Here is a 25,549-nt window from a genome sequence, read left to right as displayed (position 1 = left end):
AAACCACGAGCCTAACAATTCCGCCGGAAAAGGGAAGAAGGTCAACCGCCGGGGCTCGGGGAAGATCGTCAGGTTCCGTCGGCCGCCGTACAGCCGACCAGCCGGGCGCTGGTCGCCCGCTCGGTGGTGCGGAGGGTGACGACCTCGTCGATCCGGCTCCGCCGCTGGTCGAAGGTGAAGTCCGCACGCCCGACCTCGGCGCCGTCCCTGGAGAGCGAGCTGACGGTGCACACGCCCGTGACGTCCGCGTCCTTGCGGATCTCCAGGTGGACGGCGACCTCCCGGTCGGAGACCACGTCGAACTTGATCAGTTCGCCGCTGACCTGGGTGCCTCCCACGTACGACACCCCGAACCAGCCGATCACCGCCAGGAACACCACGCCCAGCACCGCGCCGACCGCCTTCAGCCGGCGGTCCGCGCGCTCGTCCCCGGAGCGTCCGTACCGCCCCTGGGGGAGCCCGTCGCGGGCCGGGGTCGCCGAGGTCATCGGGGTCACGTCCTGTCGGTCCTCATCGGGAATACAAGCGGATGCCGTTTCGGTCACTATAGAAGCCGTCTCCCGTGACCAGGTAACGAGGATCGAGCCTTGACTGAACAGCTCAGACTGATGGCCGTGCACGCGCACCCCGACGACGAGTCGAGCAAGGGTGCGGCGACCATGGCGAAGTACGTGTCCGAAGGGGTGGACGTGCTGGTCGTGACCTGCACGGGCGGTGAGCGCGGTTCCATCCTCAACCCCAAGCTCCAGGGCGACCCGTACATCGAGGAGCACATCCACGAGGTACGGGCCAAGGAGATGGCCGAGGCCCGCGAGATCCTGGGCGTGAAGCAGGAGTGGCTGGGCTTCGTCGACTCGGGCCTGCCCGAGGGCGACCCGCTGCCGCCGCTGCCGGAGGGCTGCTTCGCCCTCCAGGACGTGGAGGAGGCGGCCGGACGGCTGGTGAAGCTGATCCGCTCCTTCAAGCCGCAGGTCATCACGACGTACGACGAGAACGGCGGCTACCCGCACCCGGACCACATCATGACCCACAAGATCACGATGGTGGCCTTCGACGCCGCGGGCGACCCCGAGCGGTACCCGGAGGCGGGCGAGCCCTGGCAGCCGCTGAAGCTCTACTACAACCAGGGCTTCAACCGCCCCCGCACCCTCGCCCTCCACAACGCGATGCTGGAGCGCGGCCTGGAGTCGCCCTACGAGGAGTGGCTCAAGCGCTGGGACGAGTTCCAGCGGCCCGAGCGCACGCTGACCACGTACGTGCCCTGCGCGGACTTCTTCGAGATCCGGGACAAGGCGCTGATCGCCCACGCCACCCAGATCGACCCCGACGGCGGCTGGTTCAAGGTCCCGCTGGAGATCCAGAGGGAGGTCTGGCCGACGGAGGAGTACGAGCTGGCGAAGTCCCTGGTGGACACCTCCCTCCCCGAGGACGACCTCTTCGCGGGCATCCGCGACAATTGACGGCATGAGCCCGACCACCTCCCTCGCCCTGACCCACGCCCCCGGCCTCGTCGACCTCGCCAAGGAGTTCGACGAGAACAAGGTGACGCCCGGAATCCTCGGCTTCCTGGTCTTCGCCGCGCTGGGCCTGGCCGTCTGGATGCTGCTGAAGTCGATGAACCGCCACATCGGGAAGGTCGACTTCGAGGAGCAGCCCTCCGGGGACGCCCGGCGGTCCTGACCCCGCGCACGCGCGCACGCACACGCCGGCGCGCCGTCGTACACCTGGCAGGCGTACGACGGCGCGCCGGTGCGCTCACGGCCGGGCGCTCACCGGGCCCGGGCCCGGCTCACACCTGGGCGCCGGTGTCGCCGGGCTTCCTGCGCTCCGGCCGCCGGCCGGAGCGGGACAGGGTGGCGACGGAGGACTTCCCGCCCCTGCGGGGCGGCGGGGCGCTGCTGCGGGCCTCCAGCTCGATGGCGACGGGGGTCGCGGTGAACATCGAGGACCAGGTGCCCACCGTGATGCCGATCAGCAGCGCCAGGGCGAAGTCCGTCAGGGTGTCGCCGCCGAGCACGGCGAGCGCGGCCAGGATGAACAGCGCGCCCATGCCGGTGTTGACCGTCCGGGGCACGGTCTGGAGGATCGCGGCGTTGGCGACCTGCGCGAAGGGCGTCCTGCGGTTGGCGGCCCACAGCTCGCGGACCCGGTCGAAGACCACCACCGAGTCGTTGACCGAGTAGCCGATCACGGTGAGCAGCGCGGCCAGGAACACCCCGTCGACCGGCTTGCCCAGCCAGGCGAAGACGCCGACGAGGACCAGCACGTCGTGGGCCATCGCGACGACCGCCGCCGCCCCGAAGGTCCACCGGAAGCGGATGGCCAGGTAGAGCATCTGGGCGGCCAGGGCGATGCCGAGGGCGATCAGGGCGCCCCGGCGCAGCTCCTCCCCCAGGCTGGGGCCGATCAGCTCGTCGCGGACCTTCTCCACCCCGCCGCCGAGCTCGCCGAGCGTCTCGGCCACCTCGGCCTCCTGCGCGTTGGACAGCTCCTCGGTGCGCACCGTGAGGTCGTCGTCCCCCGAGGACTGCACGACCGCGCGGGGGAAGCCCGCGTCGGCCAGCGCGGAGCGGGCCTGTTCGGGATCGACGGGCCGGGTGGTGGAGTACTCGATCAGCCGCCCGCCGGTGAACTCCACCCCGAACTCCAGACCGCGCACCGCGATCCCCGAGCCGGCCAGGACGACGGCGGCGAGGGAGGCGGCCAGCCAGCGCCGCCGGTGGCGCATCAGGTCCGGCTGCCGTTCGGTCAGCCACTCCCGCACCTTGCCCACGCGGGCGATCCCGGTGACCTGGGGGTGCTCCCGGACCGTGCGGCGGGCGACGGCGAACTCCACCAGCACCCGGGTGACGATCAGGGCGCTGACCATGGAGGCCAGCACGCCGATGGAGAGCGTCACGCCGAACCCGCGCACCGGCCCGGAGGCGAAGAAGAACAGCAGCCCGGCGGCGAGCAGCGTGGTGATGTTGGAGTCGGCGATGGCGCTGAGGGCGTTGCGGAAGCCCTCCGTGACGGCGGTGCGCAGGCTCCTGCCGCGGCGGGCGGCGTACTCCTCCCGGGCGCGTTCGAAGACCAGCACGTTGGCGTCCACGGCCATGCCGATCGCCAGCACGAAGCCGGCCAGGCCCGGCAGGGTGAGGGTGGCGCCGAGCGCGACCAGCGCGGCGTAGGAGATGAGCCCGTAGCAGGCCAGCGCCACGGCGGCCAGGGCGCCCAGGAGCCGGTAGACGGCGATGATGAACAGCGCGGTCAGCGCCGTGCCGATGACGGCGGCCCAGGCGCTGGCCCTGATGGCCTCGGCGCCCAGGGTCGGACCGACGGTCCGCTGCTCGATGATCTCCACCGGCACCGGCAGCGCGCCGCCGTCGATGAGCAGCGCCAGTTCCTTGGCCTCCTCCTGGCTGAAGCTGCCGGTGATCTGGGTGGACCCGCCGGTGATGCCGGTGTCGCAGGCGACCGAGGGATCGACCTGCGGCGAGGAGATGACCCGGTCGTCCAGGACGATCGCGACCCGGCGCCTGGGGTCGCCCGGCTGCGCGCAGGCGGCCTCGCCGGTCAGCTCGGCCCACGCGTCCTTCCCCCTGCCGCGCAGGTCGACGGTGACGAACCAGCCGCCGCCGGTCTGCTGGTCGAGCTGGGCCTCGGCGTCCGCCACCTCGGCCCCGGTGAGCTCGGCCGGGCCCAGCCGCAGCCGCTGCCCGGACTCGTCGGGCAGCACGCGCTCCCCCTCCCCCGCCTTCTCCGCCTTCCGGTCTTCCCCGGCGACGCCCAGGACGGGGTGGAAGGAGAGCTGGGCGGTACGGCCGAGGACGTCGGCGGCCTCGCGCGGGTCCTGGAGGCCGGGCAGCTCGACGATGATCCGCCTGTCCCCGGACCGGGCGATGCCGGGCTCGGCGACGCCGAGCGCGTCGACCCGGCGGCGGAGCACTTCGAGGGTGCGGTCGGTGGCCTCCCGGTCGGCCCGGGCGGTGGGCGAGTCGCGGGTCTCCAGCACGATCTGGGTGCCGCCGCGCAGATCGAGCCCGAGGCGGGGGGAGGTGGTGACGGTGAAGTAGACGGACAGGGCGACGACGGTGAGGGCGAGGAGCGCCCGCACCAGGGTGGCGCGTTTCACGGGATTCCTCCTGCGGGGCACCGCGGCCGGTCCGGCCGCGGTGGAACGGGACGGGAACGTCAGGTGCCCCGCGCGGGCGGCGGCGCCCGGCCCGGATGGCGGGCGGTGTGCAGGAGGGGACCGGCGGCGGCCGGCGGGAGGGCGGACGGGCGCGCCCCCGCGGCGGGCCCGGGGAGGTGGGCGCCCCCCGGCAGCGCCGCGCCGCCCGGGTGCGCGGCGTGCCGCTCCCCGGCGGCGGCCCGGTACAGCAGCGGCGGCCGGTCGCACCCGGCCGGGCAGGGCGCGCCGGCGGCGTACGGGCCGGCGGGGAGGGCCGCGTGGGGGGAGGCGGGGTGCGCGTCGGCCTCGTACTCGTGCTCGTGCTCGTGCTCGTGCTCGTACGGGGTGCCGTACCCGCCCCACGGCCACGGCGTGCCGCCGGCGGTCCCGGCCCCGGCGGAGGGTGCCAGGGCTCCCAACAGGAGGACCACCACCGCCAGGAGCACCCCGGCCGCGCCGCGGGCCGGGCGCGCGTCCGGCCGGCGGCACACCGCCCGGTGCCGCACCGCCCGGGCGGAGGACGCGGTGGTCCGCTGCGCCATGCCGCCTCCTCCTCGGGGTTCCCGGGCGGTTCCCGGCCGGGACGCGTGGTGCCGCGGACGCTCCGTGGCGCCGCGGCTCAGGGCTCGATCAGTCCCGCCCGGATCGCGTAGCGGGTCAGCTCCAGACGGTCCCGCAGACCGAGCTTGTGCAGCATGTTCGCACGGTGGCGCTCGACGGTCTTGACGCTGATGACCAGTGTCTCGGCGATCTCCTTCGAGGAGTGCCCCTCGGCCACCAGTTTGAGCACCTCCTCCTCGCGGGCGGTGAGCACCCGCTCGGGGACGTCCTCGCCCTGCCGGACGCGGTCGAGGTAGTTGCGGATCAGCGCGGTGACCGCGCCGGGGTAGAGGAACGGCTCGCCGCGCATCGCCGCGCGGCACGCCTCGACCAGGTCGCGGTCGGCCACCGACTTCAGCACGTACCCCGAGGCGCCGGCCTTGAGGGCCTCGAAGAGGTACTGCTCGTTGTCGTACATCGTCAGCATCAGGATGCGCAGGCCCGGGTGGCGGGCGGACAGCTCGCGGGCCGCCTGCAGGCCGGTCATGCGCGGCATGGCGACGTCGAGGACGGCCAGGTCGGCGGGGTGCTCGCGGGCCGCGGCGACCGCCTCGGCGCCGTCGCCGGCCTCGGCGACCACGCACAGGTCCGGCTCGCCGTCGAGGATGAGCCGTACCCCGCGGCGGACCAGCGCGTGGTCGTCGGCGAGCAGGATGCGGGTGGCGCCCCGCTCCGGCACGGCCGGGCCGGTCGCCGGGACAGCCGTCGGGCCGGTGATCGGGCCGGTCATGCGACCGCCTCCGCCGTTCCCGGGGCGGACGCGTCCTCGGCCGTGGGCACGGACAGCCGCACCCGGGTGCCGCCGCCGGGGGCGGAGTCGATGTCCAGGGCGGCCCCGACCAGCAGCGCGCGCTCCCGCATGCCGCGGATTCCGGCGCCCTCGCGGGCGGCGCCCAGCCCCCGGCCGTCGTCGCTCACGCTCAGCACCACGCCGTCGGCGGTGCGCCGCAGCCGCAGCTCGACGTTCCCGGCGTCGGCGTGGCGGGCGGCGTTGGTCAGGCTCTCCTGGGCGACGCGGTAGAGCACGAGTTCCCTCTCCCGGTCCAGCGGTGGCAGGTCGGCGTCCAGGCGGCGCCGCACGGCCAGCCCGGTGTGGGTGGAGAAGTCGGTGGCCAGCGCGGTCAGGGCGCTGACCAGGCCGAGGTCCTCCAGCACGCCGGGACGCAGCCGGCGGGCGAGCCGCCGCACCTCGTCCAGGCTCTCGCGGGTGGTCTCCTGGGCGTGCTGCAGTTCGGCGCGCAGTTCCCGGTCGGACGTGCGGTCCGCGGCCCGCTTCAGCTCCAGCAGGACGGCCGTCATGCTCTGGCCCACCTCGTCGTGGAGCTCCTGGGCGATGCGGCGCCGCTCGGCCTCCTGGGCGGAGAGCACGCGGGCGCTGCTGGCGGCGCGCTCGGCCTCCAGCCGGTCGAGCATGTCGTTGAAGGTGCGGATCAGGTCGGCGACCCCGCCGTGGCCGGCGACCGGCAGCCGCTGGCCCGGGCGGAGCAGGTCGACCGTGGTCATCAGGCGGGTCAGCCGCTCCAGCGGGGCCAGGCCGACGCGCAGCAGGGCGGCGTTGGCCACCAGCATGACGGCCAGGCCGCCCACCAGGACGAGGGCCTCGGTGAGCAGCACCGGCACCGAGACGGTCACCGGCGCCCACAGCAGCAGCGCCGTGGCCGTGCCGAGCACCACGGCGTTGAGCCCGAAGATCCGCCAGAACAGGGACACGGTGCGCACGACCTCCTCGATCACCTGCGTCCCCTCCACTATCCGCCACTCCTGTCGCCCGGTGCCGGGCGGTGCTGACCGGTCGCCGCCCGGTGCCGCCGGTGCCCGGGCCGGACGCGGCCCGCCGGACTCCGGCCAGCCTGCCGGGGGCGGGGCGCCCCGGTCGATCGGGGGCGACCGCCATCCGCGGCGGCCCCGTCCGCCTCCCCCCACCCGCCGCGTACAGCCCGTCCCCCCGCCCGGATGGGTGCTGCCACCGATGGCCACCGCCCGGCGCGCCGTCCATGGTGGAGAGCACAGGGGCGCGCGGCCCCGTCACGACGGGACCGCGCGCCCTCCCGTGTTGCACCGATCCGTACGCCCCCGCGGCAGGAAGGACCACGACCGCGATGACGATCGACGCGGCCCGCGCCGAAGACCCTCCCGAACGCCTCACGGCACACGACGCCCGGCAGCTCCTGGAGCACGAGCGCACCTCGCGCCTCTCCCAGCTCGCCGCGGTCGAGAACGACGAGCACCACGCGGCCGACGACCTGATGGCGGTCCAGGCCGCCGCCGTCCGCCGGGTGCTGAAGGAGATCGACGCCGCCTTCGAGCGGCTGGACCGCGGCACCTACGGAACCTGCCAGGACTGCGGGACCGCCATCCCGGCCGAGCGGCTGGAGATCCTGCCGTACGCGCGCTGCTGTGTCGGCTGCCAGCGGCGCACGGCCTGACACGGCCTGACGGAGCGCCTCTCCCGGGAGCGCGGACGGGCGGCCGTACACCCGCCTCCACGACCTCCGCGCTCCCGCGCGCCCCGCCCAGCCCCAGCGCCCCCCACACAAGGACGTGAAGCACGTGAACGACCAGGCCGCCGACATCGGCGGCGCCGGACTCACCCCCCAGGAGCTGGCCGCACTGCGGGAGGACCTGGAGGAGCAGCGCCGGTTCCGCCTCGACCAGCTCCGGGAGTTCGCCCGCTCCCGGGCCGGCTCCCGGCACGGACGGCACGGCGGGCGGCGGACGGCGGGCCTGGCCGAGGTCGACGCCAAGCTCCGGGCGTCCGCCCGCATGGTCCTCGCCGACGTGGAGGCCGCCCTGGAGCGGATGGACCGGGGCCGGTACGGCGTCTGCCACCTGTGCGCCCGCCCCATCCCCCTGCACCACCTGGAGGTCGTGCCGCAGGCCCGGTACTGCGCGCGCTGCCAGCAGGTCGGGGAGGCGGGGCGATGACCTCCTCCCCGGCGCCGCGCCCGGCACCCCAGCCGGCGCCGCCCCCGGTCCCGCTGCTGTTCCCCCCGCTGCGCGACCGGGCGTGGCCGGTGCGCCGGCCGTCCCCGGGGCTGGCGATCGACCTGGGCAGCGCCCGCACCCGGGTGTGGCTGTCCGGCCGGGGCCTGATCGCCGACGCCCCCACGGTGACCTCCCCCGGCCCCGGCGGCACCCGTCCCGTCCGGCGCGGCGGCATCGTCGACGCCGAGGGCGCCGCCCGGCTGCTCGGCCGCCTGCTGGCCGGCCACCTGCCCCGCTCCGGCCGCCGCCCCGTGGTCGTCCTCACCACCCCCGTGGGGTGCGGCGGCGACCACCGCGCCGCCGCGTCGGCGACGCTGGAGTTCCTGCGTCCGCGCACGGTCCTGACCATCGACAGCGTCCGGGCCGTCGCCCTGGGCACGGGCGCCGACCTGGACGAACCGCTGCTGGTGGTGGACGTCGGGGCCCGTCTCACCGAGATCGCGCTGCTGGCCGGGGGCGCCGTGGCCGCCGCCCACCGCACCGCCCTGGGCGCCGCCGACCTCGGCGGGTCCACCACCGCCGCCGCCCTGGCCGGGTCGGTCGTCGAGACGGTGACCGGCATGCTGCGCGAGGACGGGACCCCGCGGACGCTCGACGCCCTCCACCGCGGCCTGCTGCTGTCGGGCGGCGGCGCCCGGCGCCCGGACGTCGTCCACCACCTGGCCCGGCGGCTGCGCACCCCCGTCCAGCCCGCGCCCGCACCCCACACGGCCGCCGTACGGGGCGCCGCCGCGGCCCTGCTGGCGGCGCGCCGCCACCCCGCGCTCGCCCCCGACCCCGACGACGCCCACCGCTGAACGGCGCAAGGGCGGCGCGGAGGCGGTCCGGACACGGCGCGAGGGCGACGCGGAGATACGGAGACGGACCGCGGCGGGCGTCCGCGGTCCGTCTCCGGTGGGCCCTGCGGCCCGTGCTCAGCCGCTCAGCCGAGCGCCTGGGTCAGGTCCGCCACCAGGTCGTCGACCGCCTCGATGCCGACCGACAGCCGCACCAGGTCCGAGGGCACCTCCAGCGCCGAGCCCGCCGCCGAGGCGTGGGTCATCCGGCCCGGGTGCTCGATCAGGGACTCCACCCCGCCCAGCGACTCGCCCAGGGTGAACAGCTCCGCCCGGTTGCAGACCTCGACCGCGGCCTCCTCGCCCCCGGCGACCCGGAAGGACACCATGCCGCCGAAGTCGCGCATCTGCTTGGCGGCGGTCTCGTGCCCGGGGTGCGTCTCCAGGCCCGGGTAGTAGACCTGGGTGACCTTCGGGTGGGAGGCCAGCAGTTCGGCGATCCGGGCGGCGTTGGCGCAGTGCCGGTCCATCCGCACCGCCAGCGTCTTGATGCCGCGCAGCACCAGCCAGGAGTCGAACGGCCCGGCGATGGCGCCCATGGCGTTCTGGTGGAAGGCCAGTTCCTCGCCGAGGGCCGTGTCGGCGGTGATCAGCGCACCGCCGACGACGTCGGAGTGGCCGCCCATGTACTTCGTCGTCGAGTGCACCACGACGTCCGCGCCGAGCGCGAGCGGCTGCTGGAGGTAGGGGCTGGCGAAGGTGTTGTCCACCACCAGACGGGCGCCCGCCGTCCGGGCCACGTCGGCGACGGCGGCGATGTCGGTGATGCCCAGCAGCGGGTTGCTCGGGGTCTCCACCCAGATCACCTTCGTGCGCGGGCGCAGGGCGGCGCGTACGGCGGCCGGGTCGGAGGAGTCGGCGACCGACCACTCCACGCCCCACCGCCCGGCGACCTTGGCGAAGAGCCGGAAGGTGCCGCCGTAGGCGTCGTTGGGGATGACGACGTGGTCGCCCGGCACCAGCAGGGTTCTCAGCAGGCAGTCCTCCGCGGCCAGTCCGGAGGCGAAGGCCAGACCGCGCCGTCCGCCCTCCAGGGCGGCGAGGTTCTCCTCCAGGGCGGTGCGGGTCGGATTGGCGCTGCGGCTGTACTCGTAGCCGCCGCGCAGCCCGCCGACCCCGTCCTGCTTGAACGTCGACACCTGGTGGATCGGCGGCACCACCGCCCCGGTGGCGGCGTCGGGTTCCTGCCCGGCGTGGATGGCGAGGGTCTCGAAGTGCTGTACCGCGTTCCGGTCTGCGTGCTGGTCGCTCATGGCCACGAGCGTAATGGGCGGGCCGTACGGTGGAGACATGGAAGCGCTGCTGTTCCTCATCGCCACCGCCGCCGTCATCGGCCTCCTGATCGTCCCCGCGGTCCGCCGCCGCCGGGAGCTGAGGGGCGGCGGGGGGTTCCCGGTCCGGGTCCCCGGACCCGACCGCTACGGCTTCGTGCCTCCCGAACGGCTCGACGTCCGGCTGCCGGGCCCCGACCGGGAGCTGATCGAGGCGCTGGAGGAGACCCAGCGGACCCAGGACTGGCGGCCCGTCGCCCGGCTGCTCGCCCTGACCGGTGACGACTGGGAGCTGCGCTGGCAGCGCGTCCAGTCGCTGGCGGGCGCGGCGGCGGTGGAACTGGCGCAGTCGCGCACGGCCCCCTCACCGGAGGCCCCGGTGGAACCCTCCGCCCCCTCCCTGCGCAAGGACGCGCCGGTGGAACCCGCCGCGCCCCGGGACGCGCGCTGGCTGCGCGAGTGGCGCGCCTCCTCCCCGCGGGACGCGGCCTGCGCGCAGGTGTACGCGCAGTTCCTGGTCTGGCAGGCGCTGGGCGACACCGGTTCGGCGGACCGGCGGATCATCCTGGAGGAGGCCCGCGACATCGCCCGCGAGGCGGCCCGGCTGGCCCCGGCCGACCCCACGGCGCACATCGTCGAGCTGTTCGCCGCCCGCGCCCAGGGGGTGCGCCGCGCCGACTTCGAGGAGCTGTGGGAGGAGGTCCGCAGGCGGGTGCCGCACCACATGGGCGCGCACCTGGTGGCGCTCCCGTACTGGTCCGCCAGGAACCAGGGCTCCCGGGAGGACGCCTACGCCTTCGCGCAGACCGCGGCGGGCAGCGCCCCCGAGGGCAGCCTGCTCCCGGCGCTGCCGCTCTTCGCGGTCTACGACCACCTGCCCGAGGCCAACATGGTGAGCGGCCTGTACCACAGCGCGGTCGTCGAACAGGCCATCGAGGGCGCCCGGTACGCCCTCCACCACGCCCCCGACGACCACCCGGTCGCGCCGCACGTGCGCCACCTGCTGCTGTGCTTCCTGGTGCGCGCCGAGCGGTACGCGGAGGCCATGGAACAGGTGCGGGCCGTCGATGGTTATGTCGGTGCCGTGCCCTGGGTCGACGGCGGCGACCCGGCGGCGGAGTACGCGGCGTACCGCGCCCTGGCGGTCGCGGGCTACGAGAGCCGGGGCGGCGACGCGGCGCACACACCGCCGACACACTGAGGAGAGTTGCGGATGCTGTTCGGCCACCACAAGACGTCCCTCCCGACCCCGGAGCAGGCCCTCACCGGCCGCCCGGAGCGCCCCTTCCCCGTACCGGACCGCCACACGGTCCTGGGCAACCCGCTGCTGGGCCCCTACCCGGAGGGCCTGGAGGTCGCCGACTTCGGCCTGGGCTGCTTCTGGGGCGCGGAGCGGAAGTTCTGGCAGACGGAGGGCGTGTGGACCACCCTGGCCGGCTACCAGGGCGGCCACACCGAGAACCCGACGTACGAGGAGGTCTGCTCGGGCCTGACCGGCCACACGGAGGTCGTCCGCGTCGTCTTCGACCCGGCGAAGGTCTCGTACGAGTCGCTGCTGAAGCTCTTCTGGGAGTCCCACGACCCCACGCAGGGCTTCCGCCAGGGCAACGACGTGGGCACCCAGTACCGCTCCGCCGTCTACACCCACTCCCCGGCCCAGGAGGCCGCCGCGAAGGCCTCGCGCGACGCCTACCAGTCGGTCCTGACGTCCTCGGGCTACGGCGAGATCACCACGGAGATCCTCCCCGCCGACACCCGCCCCTTCTACCCGGCCGAGCCCTACCACCAGCAGTACCTGGACAAGAACCCGAACGGCTACTGCGGCATCGGCGGCACGGGCGTGGCCTGCCCGGTGGGCGTGGCGAAGGCCGAGGGCTGACCGGCCGGCCGACCGGCTGACCGGCTGACCGGAGCCTGTGGGGGCCGCCCGCCGCTGTCGCTCGTTCGGAGGACGGCGGGCGGCCCCGCCGCATACGCTGCCCGCAGTGAGCAGAATCCCGCCCATGGGAGACGCCATGACCACCCCCGCCGCAGGCCGACCGCTCATTCCCCAGCCACCCGCCACGGTGGCCGCGCTGCGGCAGGCCATCGCCCAGATCGCACCGGCGGCCCTGCCCGCCTTCACCCGGGAACTGGACCAGGCCGCCGACCAGGCACGGCAGGGCTCCGACCTCGCCCCGCTGCGGCGCTTCGTCGCCCAGTGGGCCGTCTACGTGCACATCCAGCGGCAGCCGCGCCTCGCGGAGCGGCTGCGGCACCTGGAGGAACTCGCCGCCGGCGGCGACGCCGACCAGGCCCGCAAGGCGGCCTCCGAGATCGGCCGCATCCTGGACGACGCACACGCCGCGCTCGCCGCCCCGTCCCAGCGGTGAGCGGCGCCTGGCGCTGGGAGTACGACCCGGACGGTGCCCACGTCACCGGCGGCGTACCGGCCGAGATCGTCGCCGAGGTGGAACGCCTCGCCGCCCAGCTCACCGAGCTGGCCGACATGGGCGTCGACATCGGCGACATGGGCAACGGGCCACGGACCGGAGGACTGCGCCGCATGGACGCGGCCGACGGCTGGTTCTACTTCCTGGCCTCCCCCAGAGACCACCTGATCATCGTCGTGAGGATCGTCCCGCCCTTCGACCAGTTGTGAACGGCGATGTGCGGGCGGCCCCAGCCACCAGTACCCGGACAAGACCCCTAGCGGCTACCACGGCTTCGCCCCGCCGGGGAGTGACGGCTGACCCTGTAATACGGATTCGGCCAATGTGGATCAATGCCGAGCACTGCTGCCCTCCTGAAAATATGTTTCCGGCATGGCTCGCTCGGCACGTAGCAGATTCGGCGGACTGGAACGTTGGTGGGGCGTTCTGACGGGGCCCTGCTCATTGCGGCATGGATTGACAAGGCTGTCGGACCAGCAATCGTGGCCATCCTCTCCGCGGCCACAGCGGTGTGGTGCTTCTTCCAGACACCCGTTACGTGCGGTGCCCCGGTACGGGGACATGCGGACGGCTGCCGGAACAACGCGTACGGCCTGCTGCTGGGCTGCCGCATACGGCAGCACCGGTGGCAGAAACTGAAGCTGCTCATCTTCCGCCGAAGGTTCAGGGAGTTCTGCTCCGGCCTGTTCTCGGATGGCAAGGCTGCCGTGGTCACGCTCGCAGGCGTAGGAAGCTTCCTCTCCGGACTCATCGCCTTCATCCCCGGCCTGGCATTGAAGTAGGCAGTCGGCCACCCATCACGTCTTGGCCTCGTCGCGATCACTCCCCCTGGGTACGGTCGGGTTGATGTTCGCTGCGTGCCGTCGTCTGCCTCGGCGGCACGCAGCCAGTCACAGCCATGGGGAGTTGGTTCGGCATGCCGTCCGACGCTGCGCGGGGGACGGAAGAGGGGTTTACGTCGGAGAAAGCCGCGAAAGTCATGACTGCGGCGTGCCGGTCCGCCGGGCTCGACAGCGACGGCGCGCGGCTGATCCGCCTCGGCGAGAACGCCCTCTTCCAGCTGGCGGCGCATCGGGTGATCGTGCGCATTGCGCGGTCCACCGACTACCTGCCCTCGGTGAGAAGAGAGGTGGCGGTCTCGCGCTGGCTGGCCGAGGAGGGCTTCCCGGCCGCGCGCACCGTGGACGACCTCGAACAGCCGGTGGTCGTCGCCGGCCGCCCGGTGACCTTCTGGCACCTGATCGAAGAGGGCGACCGGAAGCCCACCTACGGGGAGCTGGGCGGCCTGCTGCGGGACCTCCACGCGATGCGGCTCCCCGCAGACCTGGAACTACCTTCCTACGACGCCTTCGGCCGTACCGACCTGCGGGTCGAGAAGGCAACCGGCATACCGGAGGACGACCGGAAGTTGGGCTGGTAACGCCACTACCGGATCCTCCTGACCTCGCCGCCAACAAACCATGCGGCGGCATCCTGCCGGCGAGCACACCCGGCGTGCTCTTCGAAGGCGGCGACCTACTCCCCTTCTGGCACAACCGAGCAAGCACCCAAAATATTGCCGACATGAGCCAAACCGGTGGCAATACTGGAAACTTGAGACCATCATTGGCGGCACTCGTGATGCTCCGCATCACATGCTTAACCATCTCTAGCGGGAGCCCCAACCATGTCACAAGCGCCCGAGCCGGACGGCGGAGACTTCCCCACCCCTCTCCCGTGGCTGGCCCGGGCCGGGACGGCTCCCTACATTCCGGGCCACTTCTCCGAGCTCATAGATAACCTCACGGCTCTGTTGAAGGACATCAACGCCGATCCCCTAGTGGACCGAACGTTCACCTGGCCGGGGGCCGCCTCTCCTGTCCCACTGCGTCAGGTGCTCCATTACATGGGGAACTGCGGCCTGTTCGCTCGGGAGGGCCGCCCGTCGCGTGTACTCCTGACGCCTGAGGCCAGGCACTTCCTCGACACCGGTGACATCGCGTACCTCACTGCTGTGCTTCACGCCCATGTCCGCTTCTTCGGCGAGACGTTGGAGGTGGTCGGCGAAGGCCTCACCTACGATGAGTTGAATCGCATCGCTGTCGATAGCTACGGGCTGAACTGGAAGTCACTCGACCAGGTTCGCCGGCGAGTGCACTGGATGCGCGGCACGGGCATGGTTGAATACTGGACCAATGGAAAGATCACCCCGACAAAGGATGGCCTAACACTGCTGTCCCGGCTGAGCCTGGTTCGTCCAGGCGACCTGGAGTCGCAGAGACAGGCGGCCAGCCTTGCCACAGAGCTTCCAGAACCTCCGCATCTGCTTGCCGAGCGTCTCAACGAGGTCACTGAGGAGGAGCTGCGGGCGCGCAAGCGAGTATTGGGATACATCGCAGGCGGAGCGAACGTGATGGCCCTCAGCCGCCTCGTCGATGCTGCGGCGGCCAGCTTGTCCCGCAGCGAGTTCATCCAGTTCTCCGTTGAAGCCTTCGAAGTCAGCAAGTCATCTGCCGAGCAGTCGTTCAACACTCTCCAAGGCCTCGATCTACTGGTCCAGGTGGGGCCGGACCAATTCGCGGCGACCGACCTCGCGGCGGAGTGGTTCGCCTCCGGGGAGGCCGTGGACCTCATCCGCCACCTGCATCTCAACCTGGCCCTGCTCGGAGAAACCCTGGACGCTCTGGAAACCGAATCCGACTCGGGCACGTTGACCGCAATCCTGGCCGAGAGGTACCCCACGTCCGGTATCGCCCGGAAGGACGTAACGGCACGCGTCGCTCTCCTCGTGGAAGCGGAGCTCGCCGAGCGCATCGGGAATGTGACGCGCAGGACCGCGCTCGGTACGGCACTTGCCGGCTCACTGCCTCTTCAGCAACGCCACGATGTCCACCAGGGCAGCGTGGTAAGTGGGGCGCACACCATCGCGGCAGAGGACGGCCAGCGCCTTCCCCTGCCTGAGCGATTGGCGGCCGAAGTGGTGAGCTCGTCCACGGATAGTGCGAACTACCAGCGGTTCGAGCATGCTTTGGCGGAGGCTTTCCGATACCTCGGTGCGGATGTCGAGGTGCACAGCGGGCCAGCCAAGACAGACATGGTTGTCACACTGTGGCTTTCCCCAACAAGCCGACGACGCATCGCTGTGGAAGCCAAGACGGACGGTGCCGGTCTGGTAACCGATCGGGACGTGAAATTCATGCGTCTCAGCAAGCATCGCGCTCGCCACCACGCCGACCACACTGTGCTGGTCGGTCCCGGGTTCGACACTTGGGTGTTTCAGGAGGCAGAAAAGGAAGGCGTGGCAGTACTGACGGCCAAGCAGTTCGCAGCGGTAGTCGTCCGCCACTCCGAGACCCCGCTCTATCCACATGAACTCGTCGCCTTGCTTCTCGCGGGCCAAGCCGACGCACTCGAGCACACCTGGAGCGAGACGGAACGGCGGACCGAAGCACTGGCGCTCGTGGTCAACGCCATGTGGAAGAGCGCGAACGATCCTGTCGACATCGAGTTCGGCGCTGGCGCGCTGGACGTACGAGACATCTGGCGTGAGACGAAGACATCGCTGGAGGTGCCGCTCGACAAGAAGGAGATCGAAGAGGCGCTGGCCTTCCTCAGCAGTCCCTGCGTCGCAGGCGTGCTCGAACGAGGCGGCGATCACGCGATCACGGCACCGCCGGAACTGATCGCTTTGCGGCTACGCTCACTGGCTTCGGCGATCGAGGCGAAGGCTGTCGGTACGAACTCACTATGGAACACCCCGGCGAATGCGATCGCAGCATCCTCTAGCTTCCTGCTTGATGACCTAACGAAGCCCATCCCATCCTCGAACGACATCGAGCCGGCGCAAGTACGCGCCTGGGCCAAGGCTGAGGGCCGACCGGTGAACACCCGAGGTCGACTCCCTGACTCATTGGTCAGGGAGTACAAGCGGGCCCACGGCTTGTCGACCGATTGAGACGGTTGACACGGCACTGTCTTCAAAACGTGAGAAGGGTGCAGACCATTTCGCCCTGAACTACCGGCACCGCGGTCGTTGTGGTCTCCCCACCCGGTCAGTCGGCCACCCGGAGCCGCTGACGGTCGGTTGTGGTCACCATGGTTGCCGTACCTCGCTGCTGCACTGAGGGCCGTCACCAGTCGCGCCACGCGTCGGTGATCTCGGCGCGCCCGATACCGTTCTTTGCCGCCAGAGCCGCCACGTCGATGCCGTGTTCGCTCAGGGTCTGGTCGATGTACTCGCACAGCTGCTCACGCTCGTCCGTCTCGTACCCGGCACCGCCGTGCTGCTCGTCCTCATTGATCGCATTGAGGCGCTGGACGACTCGCCTGATCGTGTCGAAGACCTGTTCGTCGGATGGTGCCGTCAGTGCGCGTACGTCCTCCTCGAAGGCTTGGAGGACTTCCTCCGTGGCCCGCAGCAGCGACTCCGGGTAGAGCTGGGCCATGCAGGCACACTCCGGGTCCAACGTCCCGGCCGCCAGCTCGCGAGTCTCCTCAGCCATGCTGGCCCGCCAGTTCTCAGGTGGTCTGGTTGCCATGTGCGGACCGTACGCCCTAGCACTGACAGACCTGGACGCGCGCTTTCCAAGCCTGTGGGTTCTGCTGAGCGGTATGTTCGAAGTCGCTCACCTGCGTCTGCATTCGTCTAGCGGTGCCTCCCGGACGCTACCGCTGCACCGGGCTGAACGGGCGGACGCTGGCGAATGAGACGGAAACCGGGACGGACCTTGCTGGCTATCGGGATTGCTGTACTTCCCTGCCGTACAGCACGATGCTGCGCAGTGTCTTCGGTTAGGGGGAGGACTCGCATGAAGCGAGGCACAGAGGCGTACGCAGCTGCACTGGACGCGACAGTCACGATCCTTCAGCAATGGGCGCGGGAAGGCCGGACCGGGTGGTACAGCGCGCTGAGTGCCGAGTTGAAGGAGCTCGACCATCCGGTGCACCACCGTTCTAAGACGATGAGCGAGCTCCTAGAGGATGCCTGCCGCCGCGAGTACAGCAACGGGGGCCTGATACTGTCTGCCATTGTCGTCAACAAGGTGGGGGGAAAGCCTTCCGGGCAATTCTTCGAGCTAGCCAAGACGAGCCCGTTCCACCGCACCGATCCGGGTTGGACCTGGGAAGATGAACGCGACCGCGTGTTCGCCCACTACAGCACCATTAGACGATCTTGAAAACTGTCGTGGCGACAACGTCACGGTGGGTTCAAATCCCACAGCCTCCGCACATAAACGGCCTCTGACCTGCGCAAAATACCAGAGGCCCTTTGTATGAGCTAATCCGTGAGTGTCCGCTGTTCCCTCTGGCTTACCTCCTGGTGGGGCACGCGAGGGGCACGGTTGAACGGATCAGGGTCCGGTGCAGCACGCGGGTGCTGGTGGCCGGGTCGACCAGGAGTCGGTCAACGCTGAAGAGGGCTTGGCCCTTGCTCAGGGTGAGAAGTGGGCCCATGGCGGCCGTGGTCTTGTCCGGTAGCACTGGATTCCTCGGCCGACCCCCATGTCACGTTGCGGTGCGTGAGGTGCCGCACGAAGCACTGAACGCGCGCCTCGTGGCGAGTACGGGTGGGCCTCTCTCCGCACCCGGCGGAGAGAGGCCCACTGACGTACGCGTGCGACACAGGCCCGGACGGAACCGCGGTGTACGGGTCCTGGGATCCCTCCCTACGATCGGGGAGCCTTCGGCCCTTTCGGCCTGGGCCGGGAACGGTCGTCGGGCTGAGAGGGCGGCGGATGGACATCACGGAGTTGATGGAGTGGCTGGCGCAGCAGGGCATCACCACCGTGCTGAAGGTCGACGGCGAGCGCGTGGCCGAGCGGCGAGCGGCGTGGATGGTCATCGCGAGCGGCGGTCCGCTGGCGGGTGACGCAGTGCGCGTCGATGCGCGCACGGTGGACGGCTGTCTGGACGTTCTGCTTGCGCGACTTGAGGCCAGGGGGCTGTCGCCCTTCGCGGCGCCATGAGTCCGTCCCGGTGCGTACGGGCGGGGCCGCCCGTGCTCACGCGCGGACCGGGTCGGGGAAGGAGCGGTCGCCGAAGAGGACCCGGCCGGCCGCGGCGCGGCCGAGCGGTGTGCGCAGCAGTGTGAACGCCGCCGCTGCCATGGCCGGCGTCCGTACCTGGGCCAGTCCCCTGCGCAGCGTGAGCCGTCCCCGGAAGCAGGCGCGCAGGGCGGCTCCGTCGTAGTGGGCCAGCGCGTCCGGCCTCCCGGTCCGCAGTGCGTCGTGGAGGACCTCGGCCGCGTGCTCCGACAGCCGCAGGCACGGGTCCAGGCCGCCGGCGGTGAGCGGGGAGACCGCGCCCGCCGCGTCCCCGACCAGGAGCCCGTCGGGACAACTGATCCGGCGCAGCACGCCGCCGACGGGGATCGGGCCGCCGCGCCGCTCCACCGCCTCCGGGCGGTTGACGCCGGGCAGCCCGGGCGCCGAGGCGCTGAACCGCTCCAGGGTCCGTCGGAGACCTTCCGGGAAGCGGTCGGCGTAGCCCGCGACGCCGACGTGGGCGTGTTGCCCGTCGTTGACCACCCAGGCCAGGTAGCCGGGGGCGAGGGAGGGGTCGAGCACGCAGTGGAACGTGGGTGGTTCGTCGCTGCCGGGCAGCTCGAAGACCTCCTCGGCACCGACCAGCAGGTGGTGGTTGCGGTCCAGGCCGAGGTCGCGGGCGACGCGTGAGCGGGCCCCGTCGGCGCCGACGACGAAGCGGGCCCGGACCGCCGTCGGCCCGTCGGGGCCGATCAGGCGGAAGGTGTCGCCCTGCCGGCCGGCGTAGCGCGTGCCCAGCGCCATCCGTACGCCGGCGTCGGCCGCGACGGCGGCGGCCGATTCGTAGAGCGGCCCCATGTCGCCCACCCGGTACTCGTCGCGGTCGCTGACCAGGCTGACCGGGCGGCGCAGGCCAGGGGGGTAGAGCACCACGCGGCGGATCGGCGGGCCGAGGTGCTCGGGGGGCAGCGGGAAGTCGTCGAGCGTCTTGCGCACGAAGATCCCCGTGGTGCGGATCGCGCCGGCGAGGCTGGTGCGCCGCTCGACCAGGAGGACGTCGTGGCCCTGCCGGGCGAGGAGCGTGGCGGTGTGGAGGCCGGCCAGCCCGGCCCCGACCACCAGTACGTCGGTACTGGCGGTGCCCCCGGGGCGGCGGGGGATGTCGGCTGTGGTCATGGTCTGCTTCCTGTGGGGGCCGTGGGGGCCGTCATCGGTTCGCGTCGGCGCGCAGCAGGCGCCGGCCGCCGGCCAGCAGTGCGGCGACGGCCCAGGCGGCGAGGGTGAGCCGTGCCGACGTCGTCGTCATGTCGTCGCTCGGGCCCTCGCCGAAGATCAGGTAGAGGGCCCCCGAGCCGGGCATGCGGGCGGAGAGGCCGGTGGACCAGTCGTAGGGGAGCTGCGCCAGCAGCATGGGCAGGACGAGTACGAGTGCGATGACGGTCACCAGTGCGCCGGCGGTGCTGCGGAGGGCCAGTCCCAGGCCCACCGCGAGCGCCGCGCCGGTGGCGAAGACGTAGCCGAGTCCTCCGAGGACCTCCGCGCCGTCGCCGGCCGGCAGCCCGAGTTCGGGCAGGAGCGCCCACACCACCGTGCTCGCCGCGGTCACCAGCAGCACTCCGAGGAGTGTCGTGGTGGCGACGATGACGCCGGCCCGGGCGGTGAGCAGGACGCCCCGCCGGGGCGTCCACTGCAGGGTCGGCACGATGCCGCCGGTGCCGTGGTCGGCGGTGCTGGTGACCACGGACATCGCGAGGATTCCGAAGAGCGCGAACATCCCGGTCATCCGGCCCCCGTTCCAAGCGCTCGCGCCCGGGGTGAGGCCGGAGGGGTCGCCGGCGGCTTCGTGGCCGAGGATCGCGCCGAGGCCGATCACCGCGACCGCGGTCGCCGCGGCGAAGGCCCAACTGGAGCGGACGCTCCAGATCCGGCTCCATTCGGCCCGGCCGGCGCGAGCGAGGACGGTGGTGGTGCTCATCGGTCCGCTCCGTTCGCGGCCGGCTCGGGTGCGCGGCCGTGGTAGTCGACGCTGTCCTCGGTGAGGGAGAGGTAGGCGTGTTCGAGCGACTGCTCGACCTCCGCCAGGTGGTGCACGGGGAGGCCGAGGGAGTGGGCGAGGTCGCCGATCTCGTCGGCGGCCGGGCCGGTGACCTCCAGTTCGCCGGGGGCGGTGCGCTCCACGGCAACGGCACCGGCAACCGCACCGGCACCGCGGGCGGTCAGGGCGCGGTGCAGGTCGTCGGCGCGCGGGCTGCGGACCCGTACCCGCCGGCCGCCCAGGCCACGCAGCACCTCGTCGATGCCGGCGTCGCGGATGAGCCGGCCCCGGCCGATGATCACGACGCGGTCGGCGATCAGTTGCAGCTCGCTCATCAGGTGGCTGGAGACCAGCACGGTGCGGCCCTCGTCGGCGAAGCCGCGGAGCAGGGACCGGACCCAGCGGACCCCGTCGAGGTCGAGACCGTTGACCGGTTCGTCGAAGAGCAGCACGGGCGGGTCGCCCAGCAGCGCGGCCGCGATGCCGAGCCGCTGCCGCATGCCCAGCGAGTAGCCCTTGATCCGCCGCCCGGCCGCCGCGCCGAGGCCGACCTGGTCGATGACCTCCTCGACCCGTGACAGGGGGATGCCGTTGGCGCGGGCCCCGATCCGCAGGTGGGCCCGGCCGGTGCGGCCGGGGTGCATCGCCCCGGCGTCGAGCAGGGCCCCGACCTCGCGCAGCGGCTCGGCGAGGTCGGCGTACCGGCGGCCGTTGACGGTGGCCGTGCCGGCGGTGGGCCGGTCCAGGCCCATCACCATCCGCATGGTGGTGGACTTGCCGGCGCCGTTGGGGCCCAGGAACCCGGTGACCTTTCCGGCCTCGACGTCGAAGGTCAGGTCGTCGACGGCCAGGACGTCGCCGTAGCGCTTCGTCAGCCCGCGTACCTCGATCACCGGTGCCCCCCGTGCGCGGCCCCGTCCGCCAGGTCCGCCGGGTTCTCCGGGTTCACCGGGTCCGCCGGGTTCTCGTTCTCGGGCTCCCAGCGCAGCAGGTCTCCCGGCTGGCACTGGAGCACCTCGCAGAGCGCGGCGAGCGTGGTGAAGCGCACCGCCTTGGCGCGGCCGTTCTTGAGCACCGCCAGGTTGGCGGGCGTGATCCCCACGCGGCTCGCGAGTTCGCCCACGGACATCTTCCGCCTGGCCAGCATCACGTCGATGTCGACGACGATCGGCATCAGATCACCTCTGCCAGCTCGGCCTGCATCCGCGCCGCCTCGATGTCGCGCGCGACGGCCTGGGCGAGCAGCATCCGCAGGACGAGCACGATGAGCGCGACCCCGAAGACCGCCAGGGAGATCCCGCACAGCAGGAGCACGATGCCCGGGGCCACTTCCTCGCCCGGTGCCAGGACCACCGCGAGCGCGAACACCAGGAGGGCGGCCGCCGTGAACGCGCCGATCACGACGTGCACGTACCGGAAGGCGGCGTGGGAGAACACCGTTCCGCGCCGCACCATCGTCACCAGCCGCCATACGCAGACCAGGACGACCTGGACCGTCACGATGCCCAGGACCACGATCACGAGGACCGGGATGCGCCGGTCGAACTCCCTCAGGTCGGCGGCCAGCAGCGCCACCATCACCGTCTGGACGAACACCGAACCGGCGAGCAGCGCCACGATCACGGCGCGCAGCGCCAGCACCGTCAGTTTTCCCATCGTCGCTCCTTCGATCGAAACACGATGGGAACCTATCGAAAATCGATAGGGCGAGCAAGGTCGGGTCCGTCGGCGCCCGTTGTCAGTCCGCTGTGGAATGGTGGTCGCGTGACGCTGGAAGACCTCGTCCGGCTGCGCCGGGCCCGTGACCTGATGGACCGCGACTACGCGAAGCCGCTCGACGTCCCGGCGCTGGCGCGCGCCGCCCTCATGTCGCCGGGACACTTCTCCCGCAGCTTCCGCGCCGCCTTCGGGGAGACGCCGTACAGCTACCTGATGACACGCCGGATCGAGCGGGCCAAGGCGCTGCTGCGGCGGGGCGACCTGACGGTGACGGAGGTCTGCTTCGCGGTCGGCTGCACCTCGCTGGGATCGTTCAGCTCGCGGTTCACCGAGCTGGTCGGCGAGAGCCCGAGCTCGTACCGGGCCCGCCGCCATGACGAGGGCGCCGCCATCCCGGCCTGCATCGCCAAGATCCGCACGCGACCGGTCAGGAATGGAGAAGCGAGGCCGGTCCCCCTGCCCGTAGCGTGACGGGCATGGACATCAAGCTCTCGCAGTGCTTCATCGCCGTCCACGACCACGACGAGGCGCTCGCCTTCTACCGGGACGTCCTCGGCCTGGAGGTGCGCAACGACGTCGGGTTCGAGGGGATGCGCTGGGTGACCGTCGGCGCGCCGTCGCAGCCCGGCGTGGACATCGTCCTCGAACCGCCCCTCGCGGACCCGAACGCCTCCCCGGCCGACCGGCAGGCCATGGCAGAACTGCTGGCCAAGGGCCTGCTGCGCGGTGTCATCTTCCAGACCGACGACTGCGACGCCACCTTCGAGCGCATCCGGGCCGCGGGCGGCGAGGTGCTGCAGGAGCCGATGGACCAGCCGTACGGCGTCCGCGACTGCGCCTTCCGCGACCCCTCCGGCAACATGCTGCGCTTCAACCAGCCGCGCAAGCAGTGAGGCCCGATCCCGCGGACCGGGCCCCGCGCCGGGCCCCGCGCCGGGGGCCGGCCCCCGGGAGCGCCGCCCCGGCCGGCACCGCCGGCCGGGGCGGACGGCGGACCGCTGCCGCGACCGCACCGGCGCGAGCGGGCCGGGCGTACTGTTCGAAGCCGGTCCGGACCGAGCCTGGCGACACCGCCGGAGACGGCGGAGACGGCTTCGCCCACCACCCAACGGAGACACGATGAGCATGGCCACGAGAGCGGACACGCAGTCGTCCGCGCCGCATGTTGCCGACAGCCACGATCTGATCCGCGTCCACGGCGCGCGCGAGAACAACCTCAAGGACGTCAGCGTCGAGATCCCCAAGCGCCGGCTGACGGTGTTCACCGGCGTCTCCGGCTCGGGCAAGAGCTCTCTGGTGTTCGACACGATCGCCGCGGAGTCGCAGCGGCTGATCAACGAGACCTACAGCGCCTTCATCCAGGGCTTCATGGCGACACCGGCGCGGCCCGAGGTCGACGTGCTCGAAGGGCTGACGACCGCGATCATCGTCGACCAGCAGCGGATGGGCGCCGACCCCCGCTCCACGGTCGGCACCGCCACCGACGCCAACGCCCTGCTGCGCGTCCTCTTCAGCCGGCTCGGGCAGCCGTACATCGGCCCGCCCGCCGCGTTCTCCTTCAACGTCCCCTCGGTCCGGGCCAGCGGTTCGATCACCGTCGAGCGCGGCGCCAAGAAGGCGGTGAAGGCGACCTACAGCCGCACCGGCGGCATGTGCACGCGCTGCGAGGGCCGGGGGACGGTCTCCGACATCGACCTCACCCAGCTCTACGACGAGAACAAGTCGATCGCCGAGGGCGCGATCACCATCCCCGGCTACACCGCGGACGGCTGGATGGTGCGGATATTCACCGCGTCGGGCTTCCTCGACCCGGACAAGCCCATCCGCGAGTTCACCGAGCAGGAGATGCACGACTTCCTCCACCGGGAGCCGACCAAGGTGAAGGTCGAGGGCGTGAACCTCACCTACGAGGGGCTGATCCCCAAGATCCAGAAGTCGTTCCTGGCCAAGGACAAGGAGGCGATGCAGCCGCACATCCGGGCGTTCGTGGAGCGTGCGGTCACCTTCACCACCTGCCCCGAGTGCGACGGCACCCGGCTCAGCGAGGCGGCCCGGTCGTCGAAGATCAAGGGCATCAGCATCGCCGACGCGTGCGCGATGGAGATCCGCGACCTGGCCGAATGGGTCCGCGGCCTCGACGAGCCCTCGATGGCGCCGCTGCTCGCGACGCTGCGGCAGACCCTCGACTCGTTCGTGGAGATCGGGCTGGGCTACCTCTCGCTCGACCGGCCGTCGGGCACGCTGTCGGGCGGCGAGGCGCAGCGCGTCAAGATGATCCGTCACCTCGGCTCCCCGCTCACCGACGTCACCTACGTCTTCGACGAGCCCACCACGGGCCTGCACCCCCACGACATCCAGCGGATGAACGACCTGCTGCTGCGGCTGCGGGACAAGGGCAACACGGTGCTCGTCGTGGAGCACAAGCCGGAGGTGATCGCGATCGCCGACCACGTCGTCGACCTCGGTCCCGGCGCCGGTACGGCGGGCGGCACCGTCTGCTTCGAGGGCACCGTCGAGGGGCTGCGGTCCAGCGGCACGGTCACCGGCCGCCACCTCGACGACCGGGCCGCCCTCAAGGAGACGGTGCGCAAGCCCACCGGCGCGCTGGAGATCCGCGGCGCGACGACGCACAACCTGCGGGGCGTCGACGTCGACATCCCGCTCGGGGTGCTGGTCGTCGTCACCGGCGTCGCCGGCTCCGGCAAGAGTTCGCTCGTGCACGGGTCGCTGCGCCGGCGGCCGGGAGCCGCCGGCACGGATGTGGTGTCGATCGACCAGAGCCCGATCCGCGGCTCGCGGCGGAGCAACCCGGCGACGTACACCGGACTGCTCGACCCGATCCGCAAGGCGTTCGCGAAGGCCAACGGCGTGAAGCCGTCGCTGTTCAGCGCCAACTCCGAGGGCGCCTGCCCCACCTGCAACGGCGCCGGCGTCGTCTACACCGACCTGGCGATGATGGCCGGTGTCGCCACCACCTGCGAGGAGTGCGAGGGGAGGCGGTTCCAGGCCTCGGTGCTGGAGTACCGCCTCGGTGGCCGCGACATCAGCGAGGTGCTGGCGATGTCGGTGACCGAGGCCGAGGAGTTCTTCGGCACCGGCGAGGCGCGCACCCCGGCCGCGCACGCCGTCCTCGGCCGGCTCTCCGACGTCGGGCTCGGCTACCTGTCGCTGGGGCAGCCGCTGACCACGCTCTCCGGTGGCGAGCGGCAGCGCCTCAAGCTGGCCGTCCACATGGGCGAGAAGGGCGGCGTCTACGTCCTCGACGAGCCGACCGCCGGTCTCCACCTCGCCGACGTCGAGCAGTTGCTCGGCCTGCTCGACCGGCTCGTCGACTCCGGCAAGTCGGTCGTCGTCATCGAGCACCACCAGGCGGTCATGGCGCACGCCGACTGGATCATCGACCTCGGTCCCGGCGCCGGCCACGACGGCGGCCGGATCGTCTTCGAGGGCACACCCGCCGACCTCGTCGCCGCCCGCTCCACCCTCACCGGTGAGCACCTCGCGGCCTACGTCGGCGCCTGACCGGCGGCACCACGGTCCGCGGCCGGCGTACCG

29 protein-coding genes are annotated in these 25,549 nt (G+C 72.1%); 17 read left to right on the top strand and 12 right to left on the bottom strand.

Annotation, left to right across the window (positions count from 1 at the left end):
* Positions 1–68: 68 nt before the first annotated feature.
* Positions 69–488, bottom strand: a complete 420-nt coding sequence (locus VE546_RS07260; protein WP_324919989.1) for a DUF4307 domain-containing protein — start codon at positions 486–488, stop codon at positions 69–71.
* Positions 489–587: 99 nt separating this feature from the next.
* Here VE546_RS07260 and mca point away from each other — a divergent pair, with 99 nt between their 5' ends.
* Positions 588–1,460: a mycothiol conjugate amidase Mca gene (gene mca, locus VE546_RS07255; RefSeq protein ID WP_324919758.1), complete on the top strand. Its 873-nt coding sequence runs from the start codon at positions 588–590 to the stop codon at positions 1,458–1,460.
* A gap of 4 nt (positions 1,461–1,464) precedes the next feature.
* Positions 1,465–1,680, top strand: coding sequence for a hypothetical protein (locus tag VE546_RS07250; RefSeq protein WP_324919756.1), 216 nt, complete (start codon positions 1,465–1,467; stop codon positions 1,678–1,680).
* Between the two features lie 109 nt (positions 1,681–1,789).
* On the opposite strand, the gene secD is transcribed toward VE546_RS07250, so the two are convergent.
* From secD to VE546_RS07230, 4 genes are all read right to left on the bottom strand, one after another.
* Positions 1,790–4,114: a protein translocase subunit SecD gene (secD, locus tag VE546_RS07245; RefSeq protein ID WP_324919754.1), complete on the bottom strand. Its 2,325-nt coding sequence runs from the start codon at positions 4,112–4,114 to the stop codon at positions 1,790–1,792.
* 59 nt (positions 4,115–4,173) lie between these two features.
* Complete coding sequence (locus VE546_RS07240) at positions 4,174–4,695, bottom strand: hypothetical protein (protein WP_324919752.1); 522 nt, start codon at positions 4,693–4,695, stop codon at positions 4,174–4,176.
* A gap of 77 nt (positions 4,696–4,772) precedes the next feature.
* Entirely contained in the window at positions 4,773–5,483 is a 711-nt protein-coding gene (locus VE546_RS07235) for a response regulator transcription factor (protein ID WP_324919750.1), read from the bottom strand.
* Entirely contained in the window at positions 5,480–6,463 is a 984-nt protein-coding gene (locus VE546_RS07230; protein ID WP_324919987.1) for a HAMP domain-containing sensor histidine kinase, read from the bottom strand. Before VE546_RS07230 ends, VE546_RS07235 begins: the two co-directional genes overlap by 4 nt.
* A gap of 389 nt (positions 6,464–6,852) precedes the next feature.
* On the opposite strand from VE546_RS07230, the gene VE546_RS07225 reads away from it, so the two are divergent.
* The 3 genes from VE546_RS07225 (at position 6,853) to VE546_RS07215 (ending at position 8,535) form a co-directional block, all read left to right on the top strand.
* Complete coding sequence (locus tag VE546_RS07225; protein ID WP_324919748.1) at positions 6,853–7,179, top strand: TraR/DksA family transcriptional regulator; 327 nt, start codon at positions 6,853–6,855, stop codon at positions 7,177–7,179.
* A 124-nt stretch (positions 7,180–7,303) separates the two neighbouring features.
* On the top strand, positions 7,304–7,678 hold the full coding sequence (locus VE546_RS07220; protein ID WP_324919746.1) for a TraR/DksA family transcriptional regulator: 375 nt from the start codon (positions 7,304–7,306) through the stop codon (positions 7,676–7,678).
* Positions 7,675–8,535 (top strand): rod shape-determining protein, encoded by an 861-nt coding sequence (locus tag VE546_RS07215; protein WP_324919744.1) that lies wholly within the window; start codon positions 7,675–7,677, stop codon positions 8,533–8,535. Before VE546_RS07220 ends, VE546_RS07215 begins: the two co-directional genes overlap by 4 nt.
* 125 nt (positions 8,536–8,660) lie before the next feature.
* Here the strand turns inward: VE546_RS07215 and VE546_RS07210 are convergent, their stop codons facing one another.
* Complete coding sequence (locus tag VE546_RS07210) at positions 8,661–9,827, bottom strand: cystathionine gamma-synthase (RefSeq protein WP_324919742.1); 1,167 nt, start codon at positions 9,825–9,827, stop codon at positions 8,661–8,663.
* 37 nt (positions 9,828–9,864) lie between these two features.
* On the opposite strand from VE546_RS07210, the gene VE546_RS07205 reads away from it, so the two are divergent.
* The 7 genes from VE546_RS07205 (at position 9,865) to VE546_RS07175 (ending at position 16,211) form a co-directional block, all read left to right on the top strand.
* A complete protein-coding gene (locus VE546_RS07205; protein WP_324919740.1) occupies positions 9,865–11,046 on the top strand; it encodes a hypothetical protein in 1,182 nt (393 codons plus the stop codon).
* Positions 11,047–11,058: 12 nt separating this feature from the next.
* Positions 11,059–11,724, top strand: a complete 666-nt coding sequence (msrA, locus tag VE546_RS07200) for a peptide-methionine (S)-S-oxide reductase MsrA (protein ID WP_324919738.1) — start codon at positions 11,059–11,061, stop codon at positions 11,722–11,724.
* A 136-nt stretch (positions 11,725–11,860) separates the two neighbouring features.
* Complete coding sequence (locus tag VE546_RS07195; protein WP_324919985.1) at positions 11,861–12,217, top strand: DUF6247 family protein; 357 nt, start codon at positions 11,861–11,863, stop codon at positions 12,215–12,217.
* Positions 12,214–12,486, top strand: coding sequence for a hypothetical protein (locus VE546_RS07190; RefSeq protein WP_324919736.1), 273 nt, complete (start codon positions 12,214–12,216; stop codon positions 12,484–12,486). Before VE546_RS07195 ends, VE546_RS07190 begins: the two co-directional genes overlap by 4 nt.
* Positions 12,487–12,759: 273 nt before the next feature.
* Complete coding sequence (locus tag VE546_RS07185) at positions 12,760–13,059, top strand: hypothetical protein (RefSeq protein WP_324919734.1); 300 nt, start codon at positions 12,760–12,762, stop codon at positions 13,057–13,059.
* A 197-nt stretch (positions 13,060–13,256) separates the two neighbouring features.
* Entirely contained in the window at positions 13,257–13,697 is a 441-nt protein-coding gene (locus VE546_RS07180; RefSeq protein ID WP_324919732.1) for a phosphotransferase, read from the top strand.
* 372 nt (positions 13,698–14,069) lie between these two features.
* Complete coding sequence (locus VE546_RS07175) at positions 14,070–16,211, top strand: Lsr2 family DNA-binding protein (RefSeq protein ID WP_324919730.1); 2,142 nt, start codon at positions 14,070–14,072, stop codon at positions 16,209–16,211.
* Between the two features lie 175 nt (positions 16,212–16,386).
* Here the strand turns inward: VE546_RS07175 and VE546_RS07170 are convergent, their stop codons facing one another.
* Positions 16,387–16,794, bottom strand: a complete 408-nt coding sequence (locus VE546_RS07170) for a hypothetical protein (protein WP_324919728.1) — start codon at positions 16,792–16,794, stop codon at positions 16,387–16,389.
* Between the two features lie 270 nt (positions 16,795–17,064).
* Here VE546_RS07170 and VE546_RS07165 point away from each other — a divergent pair, with 270 nt between their 5' ends.
* Positions 17,065–17,433: a hypothetical protein gene (locus VE546_RS07165; protein WP_324919726.1), complete on the top strand. Its 369-nt coding sequence runs from the start codon at positions 17,065–17,067 to the stop codon at positions 17,431–17,433.
* 558 nt (positions 17,434–17,991) lie between these two features.
* On the top strand, positions 17,992–18,222 hold the full coding sequence (locus tag VE546_RS07160) for a hypothetical protein (RefSeq protein WP_324919725.1): 231 nt from the start codon (positions 17,992–17,994) through the stop codon (positions 18,220–18,222).
* 36 nt (positions 18,223–18,258) lie between these two features.
* On the opposite strand, the gene VE546_RS07155 is transcribed toward VE546_RS07160, so the two are convergent.
* Genes VE546_RS07155 through VE546_RS07135 form a run of 5 tightly spaced genes read right to left on the bottom strand, consistent with a single transcriptional unit; the run spans position 18,259 to position 21,931 of the window.
* A complete protein-coding gene (locus tag VE546_RS07155) occupies positions 18,259–19,416 on the bottom strand; it encodes an NAD(P)/FAD-dependent oxidoreductase (protein WP_324919722.1) in 1,158 nt (385 codons plus the stop codon).
* A gap of 31 nt (positions 19,417–19,447) precedes the next feature.
* Positions 19,448–20,215: a hypothetical protein gene (locus tag VE546_RS07150; protein ID WP_324919720.1), complete on the bottom strand. Its 768-nt coding sequence runs from the start codon at positions 20,213–20,215 to the stop codon at positions 19,448–19,450.
* Entirely contained in the window at positions 20,212–21,168 is a 957-nt protein-coding gene (locus VE546_RS07145) for an ABC transporter ATP-binding protein (RefSeq protein WP_324919718.1), read from the bottom strand. The genes VE546_RS07150 and VE546_RS07145 overlap by 4 nt, the downstream gene beginning before the upstream one ends.
* Positions 21,165–21,449: a helix-turn-helix transcriptional regulator gene (locus tag VE546_RS07140; RefSeq protein WP_324919716.1), complete on the bottom strand. Its 285-nt coding sequence runs from the start codon at positions 21,447–21,449 to the stop codon at positions 21,165–21,167. Before VE546_RS07140 ends, VE546_RS07145 begins: the two co-directional genes overlap by 4 nt.
* Positions 21,449–21,931, bottom strand: coding sequence for a DUF2975 domain-containing protein (locus tag VE546_RS07135; RefSeq protein ID WP_324919714.1), 483 nt, complete (start codon positions 21,929–21,931; stop codon positions 21,449–21,451). The genes VE546_RS07140 and VE546_RS07135 overlap by 1 nt, the downstream gene beginning before the upstream one ends.
* A 108-nt stretch (positions 21,932–22,039) precedes the next feature.
* On the opposite strand from VE546_RS07135, the gene VE546_RS07130 reads away from it, so the two are divergent.
* The 3 genes from VE546_RS07130 to VE546_RS07120 all read left to right on the top strand — a co-directional run bounded on the left by VE546_RS07130 (position 22,040) and on the right by VE546_RS07120 (position 25,516).
* Positions 22,040–22,465, top strand: a complete 426-nt coding sequence (locus tag VE546_RS07130; RefSeq protein ID WP_324919712.1) for a helix-turn-helix transcriptional regulator — start codon at positions 22,040–22,042, stop codon at positions 22,463–22,465.
* Between the two features lie 5 nt (positions 22,466–22,470).
* Positions 22,471–22,887: a VOC family protein gene (locus VE546_RS07125; protein ID WP_324919710.1), complete on the top strand. Its 417-nt coding sequence runs from the start codon at positions 22,471–22,473 to the stop codon at positions 22,885–22,887.
* 226 nt (positions 22,888–23,113) lie between these two features.
* A complete protein-coding gene (locus VE546_RS07120; protein WP_324919708.1) occupies positions 23,114–25,516 on the top strand; it encodes an excinuclease ABC subunit UvrA in 2,403 nt (800 codons plus the stop codon).
* The last annotated feature ends 33 nt before the right edge of the window (positions 25,517–25,549 follow it).

Origin of the sequence: Streptomyces sp. (assembly GCF_035644915.1) — a bacterium.
Lineage (GTDB): Bacteria > Actinomycetota > Actinomycetes > Streptomycetales > Streptomycetaceae > Streptomyces.
Note: the sequence above shows the minus strand (reverse complement) of the source record. Positions and strands in the feature narration are given on the sequence as shown.

What these genes read in the sequence shown, in the direction of transcription:
- VE546_RS07260 (WP_324919989.1), bottom strand. Translation starts at nt 488, where the DNA reads ATGACCTCGGCGACCCCGGCCCGCGACGGGCTCCCCCAGGGGCGGTAC.
- VE546_RS07250 (WP_324919756.1), top strand. Translation starts at nt 1,465, where the DNA reads ATGAGCCCGACCACCTCCCTCGCCCTGACCCACGCCCCCGGCCTCGTC.
- VE546_RS07240 (WP_324919752.1), bottom strand. Translation starts at nt 4,695, where the DNA reads ATGGCGCAGCGGACCACCGCGTCCTCCGCCCGGGCGGTGCGGCACCGG.
- VE546_RS07235 (WP_324919750.1), bottom strand. Translation starts at nt 5,483, where the DNA reads ATGACCGGCCCGATCACCGGCCCGACGGCTGTCCCGGCGACCGGCCCG.
- VE546_RS07225 (WP_324919748.1), top strand. Translation starts at nt 6,853, where the DNA reads ATGACGATCGACGCGGCCCGCGCCGAAGACCCTCCCGAACGCCTCACG.
- VE546_RS07215 (WP_324919744.1), top strand. Translation starts at nt 7,675, where the DNA reads ATGACCTCCTCCCCGGCGCCGCGCCCGGCACCCCAGCCGGCGCCGCCC.
- VE546_RS07210 (WP_324919742.1), bottom strand. Translation starts at nt 9,827, where the DNA reads ATGAGCGACCAGCACGCAGACCGGAACGCGGTACAGCACTTCGAGACC.
- VE546_RS07205 (WP_324919740.1), top strand. Translation starts at nt 9,865, where the DNA reads ATGGAAGCGCTGCTGTTCCTCATCGCCACCGCCGCCGTCATCGGCCTC.
- msrA (WP_324919738.1), top strand. Translation starts at nt 11,059, where the DNA reads ATGCTGTTCGGCCACCACAAGACGTCCCTCCCGACCCCGGAGCAGGCC.
- VE546_RS07195 (WP_324919985.1), top strand. Translation starts at nt 11,861, where the DNA reads ATGACCACCCCCGCCGCAGGCCGACCGCTCATTCCCCAGCCACCCGCC.
- VE546_RS07180 (WP_324919732.1), top strand. Translation starts at nt 13,257, where the DNA reads ATGACTGCGGCGTGCCGGTCCGCCGGGCTCGACAGCGACGGCGCGCGG.
- VE546_RS07170 (WP_324919728.1), bottom strand. Translation starts at nt 16,794, where the DNA reads ATGGCAACCAGACCACCTGAGAACTGGCGGGCCAGCATGGCTGAGGAG.
- VE546_RS07165 (WP_324919726.1), top strand. Translation starts at nt 17,065, where the DNA reads ATGAAGCGAGGCACAGAGGCGTACGCAGCTGCACTGGACGCGACAGTC.
- VE546_RS07160 (WP_324919725.1), top strand. Translation starts at nt 17,992, where the DNA reads ATGGACATCACGGAGTTGATGGAGTGGCTGGCGCAGCAGGGCATCACC.
- VE546_RS07155 (WP_324919722.1), bottom strand. Translation starts at nt 19,416, where the DNA reads ATGACCACAGCCGACATCCCCCGCCGCCCCGGGGGCACCGCCAGTACC.
- VE546_RS07150 (WP_324919720.1), bottom strand. Translation starts at nt 20,215, where the DNA reads ATGAGCACCACCACCGTCCTCGCTCGCGCCGGCCGGGCCGAATGGAGC.
- VE546_RS07140 (WP_324919716.1), bottom strand. Translation starts at nt 21,449, where the DNA reads ATGCCGATCGTCGTCGACATCGACGTGATGCTGGCCAGGCGGAAGATG.
- VE546_RS07135 (WP_324919714.1), bottom strand. Translation starts at nt 21,931, where the DNA reads ATGGGAAAACTGACGGTGCTGGCGCTGCGCGCCGTGATCGTGGCGCTG.
- VE546_RS07125 (WP_324919710.1), top strand. Translation starts at nt 22,471, where the DNA reads ATGGACATCAAGCTCTCGCAGTGCTTCATCGCCGTCCACGACCACGAC.
- VE546_RS07120 (WP_324919708.1), top strand. Translation starts at nt 23,114, where the DNA reads ATGAGCATGGCCACGAGAGCGGACACGCAGTCGTCCGCGCCGCATGTT.